This window comes from Ensifer sp. 22460, assembly GCF_052044935.1.
Classification (GTDB): Bacteria; Pseudomonadota; Alphaproteobacteria; order Rhizobiales; family Rhizobiaceae; genus Ensifer.
The window spans coordinates 20,676-34,588 of record NZ_JBQENZ010000029.1 but is presented as its reverse complement, the minus strand read 5'-3'; the positions used below and the strand labels follow the sequence as shown (position 1 = coordinate 34,588).

Here is a 13,913-nt window from a genome sequence, read left to right as displayed (position 1 = left end):
AAGGACCGGAGGCGAAAAGGCGTTCGCGCCAACCAGGGGAGCCTAGTACTATGGACAATCCATCTTCGCCCGTGACCGGAGCGAACCAGTTGCGCAAGAACGCCCTTGGCGTCGGCGCGGTCACCTTTCTTGTCGTCTCGGCGGCAGCACCTTTGACGGCCGTCGCCGGCGGCGTTCCGTTGTCGATGCTGCTTGGAAACGGTGCCGGCATTCCCGGCACCTTCCTGCTCGTCACGTTGATCCTGCTGTTGTTTTCCATCGGCTACGTCGCCATGGCGCGGCATATCCGCAATGCCGGCGCCTTCTACGCCTATACGGCCCAGGGCCTTGGCGGGTTGATGGGCGGTGCCGCGGCGATGATCGCGATCCTCGCCTATAACGCCATGCAGATCGGCGTATTCGGCCTGTTCGGGGCGGCGACGGCCGGGCTCTTCGCCGGTCTGGGGGTCGATCTACCCTGGTGGGTCTGGACGTTCGTGGGCATCGCCGCCGTCGGCGTTCTCGGCTATCGCCGCGTCGACCTCTCCGCCAAGGTGCTGACGGTTCTGGTCATCCTTGAATATCTCGTGGTGCTGGTCATCGATGTCGCGATCCTCGCCAAGGGCGGCGACAGCGGGCTGACGGCGGTCTCGTTTACGCCCACGGCCATTCTGTCCGGCTCGCCATCGATCGGCATTCTCTTCTGCTTTGCCGCCTTCATCGGCTTCGAGGCGACGACGATTTACAGCGAGGAGGCCCGCGATCCGGCAAGGACGGTGCCGCGCGCGACCTATATCTCGGTGCTGATTATCGGCGTCTTCTACATGTTCACCTCCTGGCTGATGGTGAATGCGGCCGGTGCCGACAAGCTGGTGCCGGAACTGCAGGGCCTTGCCGATCCGACCACCTTCCTCTTCGGCCTTGCCGAGCGTTATGCTGGCGGTTGGTTGCCGCCGCTGATGAACTTGCTCTTCGTCACCAGCCTGTTCGCCGGCGTGCTGGCGTTCCACAACGGTGTTGCCCGTTATCTCTACGTCGCCGGCCGCGAACGGCTGCTGCCCGCCTCGATCGGCGTCACCCACCCGGTCTACCACAGCCCCCATGTCGGCTCGCTGATCCAGACCGTCATCGCCGTCCTCGTCGTGGCACTCTTTGCGGCGACGGGTCAGGATCCGGTTCTGGCGCTGTTCTCGTGGCTGACGAATGTCGGCACGCTCGCCGTCATGACGCTGATGGCCTTCACCGCCTTCGCGATCGTCGCCTTCTTCAGCCGCAATCCCGGCCTCGAACGGAACCCGCTGGTGACTAAGGTTATCCCCGTCGTCACCGGCCTGATCCTCGTTGCCGTTATCATCGCGATCGCGGTCAATTTCGGTGACCTGGCGGGCGCCACCGGCATGCTCGCCGTGTTCCTGCCGGGCCTTGTCGTGATCTTCGGTGTTATCGGTCTGGCGCTTGCGGCATCGCTGAAGTCGGGCAATCCGATCGAGTTCGCCCGCCTTGGCGCAGGCCAGGAGATCTGATCGCTGGCATGCAGTTTCCGGAATGACGCCAAGCGGCTTCCGTCCGGAACTGCGTATCACCTAAGAAGGGATGGCGGACCCTCCGCCGTCCCGGCAATGCAAACGGGACCAGACATCATGCAGGACAAGATCGACCAATTGCGTAGCCTCGCCGTCGAGGGCCAAAAGCTGTTCATCAACGGCCACTGGCAGGAGAGCTTGTCCGGCGAAACGCTCGACGTCGTCTCGCCGATCGACGGCAGCCACCTGACGACGATAGCAGACGCGGGCGCATCCGACGTCGACGCGGCGGTCCGTGCCGCGCGCGCCGTTTTCGAAAAAGGAAGCTGGTCGAAGGCGGCTCCGGCGTTCCGCAAGAAGGTGCTGACGCGCATTGCCGAAATCATCGAAGCGCAGGCGCTGGAGCTTGCGGTCCTTGGCGTGCGCGACAATGGCACCGAAATTTCGATGGCGCTGAAGGCCGAGCCTGGCAGCGCCGCCGGAACCTTCCGCTACTATGCCGAGGCGCTCGACAAGGTCTATGGCGAAATCGCGCCGACCGCCGACAACATTCTCGGCCTCGTGCATCGCGAACCGATCGGCGTGGTCGCCGCGATCGTTCCCTGGAATTTCCCTTTGATGATCGGCGCCTGGAAGATCGCGCCGGCGCTCGCCGCCGGCAATTCCGTGGTGCTGAAGCCGGCGGAGGGCGCCTCGCTCAGCTTGCTCAGGCTCGCCGAAATCTGCGCCGAAGCCGGCCTGCCGGAGGGCGTTCTGAATGTTGTGACCGGCCGGGGTGCGACGACGGGTGAGGCTATCGGGCTGCATGGCGATATCGACGTGCTCGCCTTCACCGGCTCGGGCGGTGTCGGCCGCCGGCTGCTCGAATATTCGGCGCGCTCGAACTTGAAACGCGTCTATCTCGAACTCGGCGGCAAGTCGCCGAACGTCGTCTTCGCCGATGCGCCGGATCTCGATCAGGCCGCGCGCATCTCGGCCTATGGCATCTTCCGCAACTCCGGCCAGGTCTGTGTTGCCGGTTCACGGCTGCTGGTCGAGCGCTCCATTCACGAAGCCTTCGCGGAGAAGGTGGCAGCGATCGCGGCAGGTATGAAGGTTGGCGATCCGCTGCTTCTTTCGACCGAGGCTGGAGCGATTTCGAGCAGCGTCCAGCTGAACAAGAACCTCGATTTCGTCCGTGAAGCGGAAGTGGAAGGCGCGCGCCTGCGTTGGGGCGGCAAGCGCATCCTCGAAGAGACTGGCGGCTATTACATGCAGCCGACCGTCTTCGACATTCAGCCTGAAATGAAGCTGGCGAAGGAAGAGATCTTCGGGCCGGTACTTGCAATCATTCCCTTCGACGACGATGCCGACGCACTCCGGATCGCCAATGCGACGGACTACGGGCTGGCTTCCGCAGTCTGGACCGCAAACCTGTCGCGCGCGCACCGGATGGTGCGCGGCATCCGCGCCGGCGTCGTGCACGTCAATACCTATGGCGGCGCCGACAACACGGTGCCGCTCGGCGGCGTCAGGCAATCGGGCAACGGCCACGACAAGTCGTTGCACGCGCTGGACAAATACACCGATCTGAAGACCGCCTGGATTCAGCTCTGACCGGGCTTGCAGGGACCGGGGCCGGACGACCGCGCGTGTCTGTCGGGACCGTGCTATCCGAAGGCGAGTTCGAGATTTTGCCGGTCTCGCGCCACGACATGGCATTTGGTCTCGAAACCCTCGCCGGCGACGACCAGAACCAGCTCCGGTGGTATGCCGGCCGAATTCGAAACCGTGACCGCAGCGCCATCGGCACCAAGCGACCGGATAGTGCACTCTATCTTTGAATGCCTGTCGTCGAAAAGAATGGTGCCAGCTTTCAGTACGCGCTGACGAGGACCCAGCGGATAGCCGACTTCGAGACTGCTCCACTCGACGCAGCGGTTCCGTCCGCTGGCCTTGGCGAGATACATTGCCGCGTCCGCCTGGGCGAGCAATGTACCGATCTCCCTGCTCTTGAGCGATAGCGCCGATGTGCCGAAGCTCGCGGTGACTGCAAGCTGACCAAAGTCTCCGTGGATTGTTTGAGCGGCAATCGCTGCCCGCAGCTTTTCCGCTGCGGCGAGTGCGCCGTTCGCGTCGACGTGCGGCAGCATGATGGCGAACTCCTCGCCGCCGAGCCGCCCGAACAGATCGCTTGCCCGCAGATTGGACTGGCAGACGGCGCTCACGGCCTTCAAGACCTCGTCTCCTGCCGCATGCCCGTGCGTGTCGTTGACCCGCTTGAAGTGGTCGACGTCGAGGACGATGCACGACACGTCGTGCTGGTGCCTTATGGCGAGCGAAATCAGCTTGTCCGCCTCCTCGCGGAAGGCGCGGCGCGTCAACGTGCCGGTGAGCCCATCCGTCGCGGCCGACCGGAGCAAATCGATCCGGTCCATCGCCACGCCCGCCAGTTCGGTCAGGATCGTCAGGTCTTTGTCGGTGAAGTGTCTCGGCGCGCGGTCGATCGCGCATACGGTCCCGACCGTATGACCGTCCCGCGTCTTGAATGGAACGCCTGCGTAGAACCGAACATGTTCCGGGCCGGTGACGGCGGGATGTCGCGAAAACCGCGGATCCTGCGTGGCGTCGTGCACGACAAGTGGTTCCTCGGAGGCGACAACATATCGGCAGAAAGTGTCTTCCCGGGGAACTTCGTCTAATGCGGGCCCCGAGCAGGCCTTGTACCATTGTCGATGTGCGTCGACCAAAGAGATGATGCCGATGTCGATGGCGAAGATCTGCTTTATCAGCCGCACGATCCGTTCAAGGCCCAGATCCTTCGGCGTGTCGAGAATGTCGAGATGTCCAAGGGCGGTCAGGCGATCGAATTCCCTGCCTTTCGCGTCCGTCGTCGGCCGCCCGGCTGGCTCAGCAACCACCATTCCGTTTTCCTTTCTCATTGCGCGCCAAGCAAATAGAGCGCTTTACGGAAAAAACAAAAGGCACTGAACAGCACGTGGATGTGGATTGCCTCGGCTCTTTGGCGAAACGTCCATCAATGGGCCGTGTTCATGTAGGCGGGGCGAGATCCCGCCTACGCCTAGCCGCCGAAACTTCCGAGCTGCGTCGGCACATGCACGTAGTTGCGATCGAAATAGAGCAGCGCATTGCCGTCGCTGCGCGAGCGGATGCCGACGACCCGGCCGATGAGGATGTGGTGCGTTCCAAGCAGCCGCGCCTCGGCGAGTTCGCAGTCGAGCGAGACGATGGCGTCTTTGACCGCGAAGCTGCCGGATTGCATCTCGACCCAGTCGGCCGCGGCATAGCGGGCCGCCATATCCTGCGTCGCGCCGGCGAAGTGGCCGGCGAGATCCCTATGGTCGTGGCTGAGCACGTTGACGCAGAAGCGCCGGTTGTCGATGAAAAGGCCGCATTGGGTGGAGTTGCGATTCATGCAGACGAGCAGCGTCGGCGGCTCGTCGGTCACTGAGCACATGGCGGTGGCGGTGAACCCGCCGCGTCCGGCGGGTCCGTTGGTGGTGATGACGTTGACCGGCGCGCAGACCCGCGCCATGGCGTTGCGAAACTCCGTCTTCGAAACGAGCGGTTCCATGACGGGCCTCATTCGGCGGCGTTGCGCAGAGCGGCCGCATCGTCGAGCGGCGGCAGCCAGGTGCTGCCGGTCCAGCCGTTCTCGTCATAGTCCGCCATGCACTGGTCGACGAGCGCTTCCATCTCCTTGAGACGCCCGCCGCGTTCGGCCCCTTTCAAGACTTGCAGCCGAACCTCTTCAGGCGCGCCGGCATAGTTGAGTTCGTAGAGCGCGTGGCGTCCGCCGAACTCCGTGCCAGTCGCGTCCCAGAGCAGTTTCATGATCTTGATGCGCTCGATGTGCCCCATATCGTTCGAACCACGGACATATTGCGCCAGGTAGCGGTCGATCTCGGGATTGCCGAAGTCACGCACGGAGGACGGCAGGTAGATCAGCCCCGAGGCAATCACCTTGCGGATCGTCTCGACGACACGCGGATAGGCCTCCGACATGAAGGTTCGATAGGAAAGCGCGGCTTCCAGATTGGGAAGCACGGCGCCGTCGGCCCAAGGAATGGGATTGTGGGCCATGGCATTGGAGAAGCTCCAGAACATGTGGCGGAGCGCGATCACCTCGCCGAGTGCTGCCTGATTGCCGCGGAAGGCGTCGCCGCCGGTGGCGCGCAGCGCCTTGGCAAGCAGGCCTGCCAGGAAGTCGAGTTTCACGGCGAAACGGGTGCAGCCCTGGAAGCAGTAGCCGTGCATGAAGCCGGAAGCCGGGTGGAAGGAGAGGATCTTGGCAGCATCGCGCAAGACCAGGACGTCCTCCCACGGCACGAAGACGTTGTCGAGCACCAGGATCGCATCGTTCTCGTCGAAGCGCGACGACAGCGGATAGTCGAAGGGATGGCCGACGGTGTTGGCTGTCTGCTCGTAGGAAACCCGGCAGAACATCTTGATCCCGGGCGCGTTCATCGGAACGATGAACATCACCGAGAGCGAGGGATCCTCCGTTACCGTCGCCGAACTTTGCGCCAGGAAATTGTAGTGCGTCAGTGCCGAGGAGGTCGCGACCACCTTGGCACCTGAGACGTAGATGCCGGCGTCCGTTTCCTTGGTGATGTGGACGAAGACGTCCTTGACCGCGTCCGCCGGCTTGTGCCGATCGATCGGCGGATTGACGATCGCGTGGTTCATGAAGAGCGCCGCTTCCTGGGCGCGTTTATGCCAGGCGAGCGCGTTGTCCTTGAACGGGCCATACCAATTGGCATTGGCGCCGAGCGTGTTCATCAGCGCCGCCTTGTAGTCGGCGGTGCGGCCCATCCAGCCATAGGACATGCGTGCCCATTCGGCGATCGCGCCCTGCTGGGCGGCAAGATCGGCGGAGGAGCGGGCGACGCGGAAATATTTGTGGGTGTAGCCGCCGGAGCCCGTGTCGGTCGGCGCCGTCAGGATGTCCCTCTTTGCCGGATCATGCAGCGCGTCATAGAGCCTGGCGAGCGACCGGGCGGAATTGCGCATCGCCGGATGGCTGGTCACGTCCTTGATCCGTTCGCCGTTGATATAGACCTCGCGGCCGTCGCGCAGGCTTTCCAGATATTCGGCGCCGGTGAAGGGCCGCGTCCTGTCGGCGCGGAAATCCTCTGCTCTCATTCTCTCCTCCTTGAGTTTCGTCAAGGCTAGGCGTTGAAATCATTGGCCGCCATGGACAGAATGGCAAAATGACTTGTACTTTTTTCGGTGGGCCATGACCGACGCCATTCCGAGTTTCTTCGTCTACGGTGAACCGGAGCAACAACTCGAACCTGGATTTTTCCATGTCGAGACGGTCATGGCGCGGCGTAACCTGCACCAGGGGCAGGTCAAGGCGCATAAACATGACCAGATGGGGCAGATCACCTTCTGGATGAGCGGCCGCGGCACCTATTTCATCGACGACAGGCCATTGGACTTTTTGGCACCGGCCGTCAGCTTCGTGCCGAGCGGCATCGTGCATGGTTTTTCCGTCGATCCTGAGACGAGTGACGCGGTCGTCGTCTCGGTCGCCGATGGCGCGCTGCTCTCGATCCGGGAGAACACCACGCTTCCTGTTGATGCGCCGGTCATGATCCGTGGCGACGGCGAGGACCGGGGCTGGCGCCGTCTTGCCGAACTGCTCGATATCGTTGCCGACGAATATGCCGGCGGTGCGCCCGGCACCCAACAGATGCTCGTCTCGCTGGTCGCCGCCGTCCTCACCCAGATCGCCCGTCTGGCATCCGCCACGCCATCTCCGGCCCAGCCGTCGCAGGCGATGCTGGCGGCTCAGCTGCGCCGGCTTATCGATCTGCACTTCCGGGAAAACTGGAGCGTCGCGCAATACACCGACGCGCTGGCAACGACACCGCATCTCATCGCCAAGGCGAGCAGGGACGCCTTCGGCATGCAGGTCAAGGAGCTGATCAACGAGCGGCGCCTGCTCGAGGCCAAGCGCCTGCTGCTCTTCACCGTGCGGCCGCTCGAGGACATCGCCTATGAGATCGGCTTTGCCGATGCCGCCTATTTCTCGCGCTTCTTTCGGTTGCGCGTGGGCGAGGCGCCGAGCGACTGGCGCCGCGCGCGGGTGAGCTCGTCAGGAGCCGGCTAAGATTGCCGGTCCCGAAAAGATAACGCATTGCCGCATTGGTCGCCGACTATCGGCCGTAGTTCCGCATCACCTCGATCAGCGGCTCATGCCGGATCGCCTGGATCTTGAAGCGATCATGGGCGGTGCCGCCGGAATCTTCCGCCGCGATCATCGCGTTGACCACCGCTTCCTCGACGCTGTCGACAGTCGCGAGATAGACCGGGTCGAGCAGGTCGTCGTTGACGATCTCCAGCGAGAGGCGCGGCGGCGCCTTGTGCGCCATCGGCTGGGTATTGGCCGTGGAGAAGGCAAGGAAGATGTCGCCGGAATTGTTGCCACCCGGAGTACCATTGCGGCCGATGCCGATCGCCGCCCGTCGCGCCAGCCGCTTCAACTGGTGCGGCGCCATCGGCAGGTCGGTGGCGATCACGACGATGATCGAGCCGCGCTCCTGCATCTGGCTTTGCGGCGTGCCGTCGCGCATGTGCTCGCCGACCGGAACGCCACGGATCGTCAGCCAGTCGCGCTGGCCGTGATTGGCCTGCACCAGCGTGCCGATCGTATAGTCGCGACCGCCGAATTCGACGACGCGGGATGCGGTGCCGGTGCCGCCCTTGAAGCCATAGGCGATCATGCCGGTGCCGCCACCGCAATTGCCCTCCTGCACCGGGCCCGAGGTGGCGCTGTCGAGTGCCGCGCGCACATCTGTCTCGGTGATCGGCTGGCCGTTGATGTCGTTCAGAACGCCGTCATAGGTCTCCGCCACGACCGGCATCAACCATAGAAAGTCGTCGCTGTCGTAGGTCGACCGGTAGCGCTCCAGCATCCACTTGATGGTGGCGTGATGGGTCATGCCGACGGCGTGGGTGTTGGTGATCATGACCGGCCCGAGGAAGAAGCCGCCGTCCTCGATCCAGTGGGTGCCGGTCATCTCGCCGTTGCCGTTGAAGCGATGCACCCCAGCGTAGACCGGGACGGGGGTGGCCGAAGCGGCATGCGGCAGGATGGCGGTGACGCCGGTGCGGACAGGACGCTTGCGGCCCGGGCGCGGCGTCTCTTCCGCGATCGTGCGGAAGCCGACGGTTATGCCTTCGACGTCGGTGATGGCGTTGAAGCGGCCGGTGCGGCCGGAAAAGGGCAGCCCGATATCGCGGGCGCGAGCGGTGGGCGAGGCGGGAGTTTTATCGTTCATGATCATTTCTGCCGGGAGCGAAGGTAAAGGCCGAGCGAGGCGACGACGAAGGAGAGGGAGAGCATCATCACGGCAATCGCGTTGATCTCCGGTTTGATGCCGCGCCGAAGCATGGAGAAGATGAACATCGGCAGCGTAGTGACGTCGACGCCGGCGATGAAATAGGTGATGACGAGATCGTCCATCGAGATGATGAAGGCGAGCAGCGCGCCGCCGACGATTGCCGGAAAGAGCTGCGGCAGCACCACCCGGCGAAAGGTCATCCATTCATTGGCGCCGAGATCGGCGGACGCGTGCTCCAGCGTCCGGTCCATGCCGGCAAGTCGGGCCGAGACGACGATGAAGACGTAGGAGATCAGGAAGGTGCACTGGCCGATGATGATCGTCGTCAGCCCCAGCCGGATGCCGGAATTGACGAAGAAGATCAGAAGCGCGATGCCGAGCACGATATCCGGCATCAGCATCGGCATGAACATCACCACGCGGTAGAAGCGCTGGCCGACGAATTCGAAGCGATAGAGGCCGATGGCGATCGCCGTGCCGAAGATGGTCGCAATGGCTGTCGTAGAGGCGGCGATCACCAGACTGTTCCAGACCGCCTGCAGCAGTTGGCCCGTCGATTCGATGTAGAGAGCGCTTTCGGAGACCTTGGTCTTGAAGCCAAGAACCTGGGCGTACCATTCGGTGGTGAAGCCCGTCCAGGTCATCATGTGCACCGGATTGGCGTTGAACGAATAGACGGCGATGACGACGAGCGGAATGTAGATGAAGGCGAAGAAGAGGCCGGTATAGGCGAGCAGGCTACCGGTAAAGAGGGTTCGAGCGATCTTCATGGATCACCTCACCGTGCCAGCGCAGCGGCGGCGCTGCGCCGACCGGAAAGAACCACATGGGCGATCATCATGATCAGCATGACGGTCATCACCATCATCGCCAGTGCGGCGCCGAAGGGCCAGTTGCGGGCCGCGAGGAACTGCTGTTCGATCAGGTTGCCGAACATCATCACCTTGGCGCCGCCGAGCACCGCCGGCACGACGAAGTTGCCAAGCGCTGGAATGAAAACGATGACCGCGCCGCCGGCAATGCCGGGAGCGGTCAGGGGCAGGATGATGCGCCAGAAGGTGCGCAGCGGCCCGGCGCCGAGATCGAGCGAGGCGCGCACCAGCGTCCAGTCAAGTTTCTCGACGCTGGCATAAACAGGCATGAACATAAAGGGAATGAACACATAGGTCATGCCGAGGATGATCGCGCCCCTGGTGTAGATCAGGTCGAGCGGCCGCTCGATCAGCCCCGTTGACAGAAGCATCTCGTTGACGAGGCCGGTCTGGCGCAGGATCAACACCCAGACGAAGAGCCGCACGATCAGGCTGGTGAAGAAAGGCAGCGTGATCAGGAACAGGCAGAAATTCTTCCAGCGCTCGGAAAGCCGGGCGATGCAGAAGGCGGCGGGATAGCAGACCAGAAGGGTCGCGAGCACCGTCAGGGCCGCGATCTCGACCGAGCGCAGGAAGATCGCGATGTAGATCGGATCGAACTCCTCGAACATCGGATCGGCAAAACCGAGGATGCGACCGAAGTTATGCGGGTAGAAGGTCCACTCCACCCCACCATAGAGGCCGGGCGCGAGAAGGCTGGTGACGACCATGATCGCGAGCGGCCCGAGGAAGAAGACGGCAAGGAAGGCCGAGACGGGTCCGAGCAAAACGGCGAGCTGAAAGCGGCGGCGGCTGGCGATCGACATCTCACGCACCCCCGGCATTGGCACCGATGAGGTGCACGGCAGCAGGGTCATAGGCAAGGCGCGCCTTGCGTGTCCGTTCGACCGTGCCGACGAGATTGCGCCGATTGGCGGGAACTTCCGCAATCACCTTGCGTCCCTCGGCAGTGCGGCCGAACAGCTCGAAGGTGGAGCCGACAAAAACGATCTGGTCGAGATCGACGTCGATCGTCGGAAAGGGGGCGTTTTCCTCCGCAAGGAAGAACTGTTCCGGCCGGATCAACGCCGTCGCTTTGGTCGAAATTTTCTTGTCGCAGGGCTGGTGGCGGATCGCCATGCCATCCGCCGTCATCAGCCGGTCGCCGTCGAGCGTGCCCTCGAACAGGTTGCTGGCGCCGATGAAGGTGGCGACGAAGGTGTTGACCGGGTGGTCGTAGATGGCGCGCGGCGTATCGAGCTGCTGGATGCGGCCACCGGAGAGCACGGCGACGCGATCCGACATCGTCAGCGCTTCCTGCTGGTCGTGGGTGACGAAGATGAAGGAGATGCCGAGCTCGTTCTGCAGCGTCTTCAGTTCGATCTGCATCGCCTGACGCAGGTTCTTGTCGAGCGCCGACAGCGGTTCGTCGAGCAGCAAGAGTTTCGGCCGGGCGATGATGGCGCGGGCCAGCGCCACGCGCTGTTGCTGGCCGCCGGAGAGCTGGCGCGGGCTGCGGCCTTCCATGCCTTCCAGTCCTACCATCTTCAAGGCGGCGGAGACCTTTTCACGGCGCGCCGGCTTGGCGACGCCCGCGACTTCCAGCGAATAGGCGACGTTTTCGCCGACCGTCATGTGCGGAAACAGCGCATAGTTCTGGAAGACCGTGTTGACCGGGCGGCGGTAGGGCGGCCGGTCGGTGATGTCCTCGCCGTCGATGAGGATCGAGCCGCCGTCGAGTTCGACGAAACCGCTGATCGCCTGCAGCAGCGTGGTCTTGCCGCAGCCGGAAGGCCCGAGCAAGGTCAGGAATTCGTTGCGGCGGACGTCGAGATCGATGCTGTCGAGAGCGGTCACGATGCCGCCTTCCGGAGTGGTGAAGGCCTTGCTCGCCTCCACCAGCCGGACGATGGAATTCTGCATACTTCTGTTCCCCAAAATGTTATGCAAATAACGCTTGTGCGTTTCAGATATATGGATACCATTTGCCTATCGGAGTCAACGGCCACCAGAAGCCGTGATCCGGAAGCGGCCGGCAAGGGCCGTAGAGGGGCCGAACGGCCATGACCATCAGAGGAGAATGATGATGACAATGACGAATGGGGTGACGTGTGAAGGCAAGAGGCCTTTCGCCACCCGCGCACGTGGCGTGGCCGTTTTGCTGACGACACTTTCCGCTCTGTTCGGCACCGCCGAAGCGGCCGAGCTCAACATCTACAACTGGGGCGAATACATCAATCCGGCTGTCCTCAAGAAGTTCGAGGAAGAGACCCAGATCAAGGTCAACCTCTCCACCTATTCCTCGAACGAGGAGATGCTGGCGAAGATCCAGGGTGGGGCCACGGGTTACGACATCGTCTTCCCGTCGGTCCACATGCAGGACATCATGGCCAAGCTCGACCTGCTCGAAAAGACGGACATCAACGACTACGAGGGCTTCAAGAATATCGACCCGACCTTCCTTCGGGCCAAGAGCGATCCGAAGGGCGAGTATTGCCTACCTTACGCCTTCGGCTCGGTCGGCATCCTCTATAACCGCAAGCTGCTCGGCAAGGACGTGACCGGCTGGCGCGACCTGGTCGAGACGGTGAAGGCGAAGGGGCTGAAGTTCACGCTGCTCGACGACATGCGCGAGGTGCTTTCGGTGGGGCTGATCCTCAACGGTCACAAGGTCAATTCCACCGACCCGGCGGAATTGCAGCAGGCTGCCGATACGATCATCGCGATGAAGCCCGACGTTGCCGCCTTTACATATGACACCCGCCCGATGGTCGCCGCCGGCGATGTCGCGGCTGGTCACTTCTTCGTCGGCTCGATGGTCGATGTCTTCGCCAACCCCAAGGACCTCGGCTATGTGATCCCCGAGGAAGGAGCGACGATGTACCAGGAGGATATCTGCGTCCTGAAATCTGCCCCCAACAAGGACAACGCCATCAAGTTCCTGCAGTTCTATACGCGCCCGGAGGTCGCGGCGCTCAATATCGAGCAGCAGACCAACGGGACGGCCAACGTACCGGCGCGGCAATTGACCCCCGAGCAGATCAAGAACAGCAAGGAAATCAACCCGCCTTCGGAGACGATGCAGAAGCTGCAGATCTTCGAAGACCTCGGCCCCGGCGTGCGCCAGCTCGACCGGGTCTGGACGAAGGTGAAGACGGCGCAATAAAGACGCAATGCGACGACAGGAGCGGATGCGGCGGTTTGTTACCCGGCATCCGCTTCAAAAGCACTGCGTATTTCCTTACCTCCTGGCTGAGGATAAACATGCAGCAATTCAAAGTGCTCCAGCGACCTTTTTCCGTCTGATAAGACCGGTGGCGCTGTAGAATGGGAGGGGACGTGGCACCGCGCATCCTGAAGCTGCTGCGCAGCGACGAGATGAGACGCTCGAAGTCGGACAAGCTCATCGCCAACTACATCGAGCGCAACCTCGCCGAAATTCCTTTCGAGACGGCGCGCTCGATCGCGACCCGTCTCGAAGTGTCGCCGATGACTGTTGGGCGCTATCTTCGGCGTTTAGGTTTTGATGGTCTCGACCAGCTGAAACACGAACTCAGGCGTGACGGCTCCAACAATCCCGCCTGGCAGGTCAAGGGCTCGGTCGGCCGGTTGCGGGAGGATAACCGCGAAGGCAAGCTGCTCGCCGGCCTGATCCAGCAGCAGGTCGACAATCTCGGCATGATCTACGAGCTGACGACCGCCCCGGAATGGCAGCAGACGATCGACGCCCTGATTGCTGCGAGCGAAGTCTATGTCGCCGCCTATCAGAACGTTCGCGGCATCGCGCAATATTTCGCCAGCCAACTGTCCTATACCCGGCCGCGCGTGCAGTTCGTCGACGGACTCAACGGCACCTATGCCGAGCTGCTCGATGGCTCGGTCGAGGGGCGTGTGCTGTTCCTTCACGACGTGCGCCGCTTCGCCGCCAAGGCGCGGCCGCTCGCCGAGGAGGCCCGCCGCGCCGGCGTCAAGGTCATCCTCTATACCGACGAGTTCTGCCCCTGGGCACCTGAGGTCTCCGATATCTGCCTCATTGTGCCCGGGTCGCACGGTCCGCTGTGGGACGGGGCGGCGACAACCGTCGCGGTCATGGACCTGCTCTTGAGCAACATCATTGTCGTGCTCGGCGATGATGTCGGTGAGCGCGTCGCCCAGCTGACCCGGCTGCAGAACATCTTCGGCGATTTCGAGGACTAGAGCGCCGTGCG

At 62.9% G+C, this 13,913-nt stretch carries 12 protein-coding genes; 5 read left to right on the top strand and 7 right to left on the bottom strand.

All coding sequences use genetic code 11. The annotated features are described in order from the left end of the window. Window positions 1-50 precede the first annotated feature (50 nt). Together ACTJKM_RS28810 and ACTJKM_RS28805 are read left to right on the top strand one after the other, a co-directional pair. Window positions 51-1,502: an APC family permease gene (locus tag ACTJKM_RS28810; protein ID WP_058327637.1), complete on the top strand. Its 1,452-nt coding sequence runs from the start codon at window positions 51-53 to the stop codon at window positions 1,500-1,502. A gap of 117 nt (window positions 1,503-1,619) precedes the next feature. Further along, window positions 1,620-3,098 carry an aldehyde dehydrogenase gene (locus ACTJKM_RS28805; protein ID WP_082663549.1) on the top strand — a complete coding sequence of 493 codons (1,479 nt, stop codon included), beginning with the start codon at window positions 1,620-1,622 and terminating at the stop codon, window positions 3,096-3,098. Window positions 3,099-3,151: 53 nt separating this feature from the next. Here ACTJKM_RS28805 and ACTJKM_RS28800 read toward each other — a convergent pair whose 3' ends face one another. The 3 genes from ACTJKM_RS28800 to ACTJKM_RS28790 all read right to left on the bottom strand — a co-directional run bounded on the left by ACTJKM_RS28800 (window position 3,152) and on the right by ACTJKM_RS28790 (window position 6,647). Next, the gene (locus ACTJKM_RS28800) at window positions 3,152-4,405 is read right to left on the bottom strand and encodes a sensor domain-containing diguanylate cyclase (RefSeq protein WP_058327639.1); all 1,254 of its coding nucleotides are present in this window, start codon (window positions 4,403-4,405) and stop codon (window positions 3,152-3,154) included. Window positions 4,406-4,563: 158 nt separating this feature from the next. Then, the gene (locus tag ACTJKM_RS28795) at window positions 4,564-5,076 is read right to left on the bottom strand and encodes a flavin reductase (protein ID WP_057251219.1); all 513 of its coding nucleotides are present in this window, start codon (window positions 5,074-5,076) and stop codon (window positions 4,564-4,566) included. Window positions 5,077-5,084: 8 nt separating this feature from the next. Beyond that, window positions 5,085-6,647: a 4-hydroxyphenylacetate 3-hydroxylase N-terminal domain-containing protein gene (locus ACTJKM_RS28790; protein WP_058322721.1), complete on the bottom strand. Its 1,563-nt coding sequence runs from the start codon at window positions 6,645-6,647 to the stop codon at window positions 5,085-5,087. 94 nt (window positions 6,648-6,741) lie between these two features. On the opposite strand from ACTJKM_RS28790, the gene ACTJKM_RS28785 reads away from it, so the two are divergent. Further along, window positions 6,742-7,620 (top strand): helix-turn-helix domain-containing protein, encoded by an 879-nt coding sequence (locus tag ACTJKM_RS28785; RefSeq protein WP_058327640.1) that lies wholly within the window; start codon window positions 6,742-6,744, stop codon window positions 7,618-7,620. Between the two features lie 46 nt (window positions 7,621-7,666). Here ACTJKM_RS28785 and ACTJKM_RS28780 read toward each other — a convergent pair whose 3' ends face one another. Genes ACTJKM_RS28780 through ACTJKM_RS28765 form a run of 4 tightly spaced genes read right to left on the bottom strand, consistent with a single transcriptional unit; the run spans window position 7,667 to window position 11,628 of the window. Continuing rightward, window positions 7,667-8,791 (bottom strand): DmpA family aminopeptidase, encoded by a 1,125-nt coding sequence (locus tag ACTJKM_RS28780; RefSeq protein ID WP_058327641.1) that lies wholly within the window; start codon window positions 8,789-8,791, stop codon window positions 7,667-7,669. Between the two features lie 2 nt (window positions 8,792-8,793). Beyond that, window positions 8,794-9,624 (bottom strand): ABC transporter permease, encoded by an 831-nt coding sequence (locus tag ACTJKM_RS28775; RefSeq protein ID WP_440661443.1) that lies wholly within the window; start codon window positions 9,622-9,624, stop codon window positions 8,794-8,796. An 8-nt stretch (window positions 9,625-9,632) separates the two neighbouring features. After that, window positions 9,633-10,532, bottom strand: coding sequence for an ABC transporter permease (locus ACTJKM_RS28770; RefSeq protein WP_057251214.1), 900 nt, complete (start codon window positions 10,530-10,532; stop codon window positions 9,633-9,635). A 1-nt stretch (window position 10,533) separates the two neighbouring features. Further along, entirely contained in the window at window positions 10,534-11,628 is a 1,095-nt protein-coding gene (locus ACTJKM_RS28765; protein ID WP_440661442.1) for an ABC transporter ATP-binding protein, read from the bottom strand. Between the two features lie 169 nt (window positions 11,629-11,797). Between ACTJKM_RS28765 and ACTJKM_RS28760 the strand changes: the two genes are divergently transcribed. Together ACTJKM_RS28760 and ACTJKM_RS28755 are read left to right on the top strand one after the other, a co-directional pair. Beyond that, window positions 11,798-12,871 carry a polyamine ABC transporter substrate-binding protein gene (locus tag ACTJKM_RS28760; protein WP_440638761.1) on the top strand — a complete coding sequence of 358 codons (1,074 nt, stop codon included), beginning with the start codon at window positions 11,798-11,800 and terminating at the stop codon, window positions 12,869-12,871. A 173-nt stretch (window positions 12,872-13,044) separates the two neighbouring features. Next, entirely contained in the window at window positions 13,045-13,902 is an 858-nt protein-coding gene (locus ACTJKM_RS28755; RefSeq protein ID WP_057251212.1) for a MurR/RpiR family transcriptional regulator, read from the top strand. The last annotated feature ends 11 nt before the right edge of the window (window positions 13,903-13,913 follow it).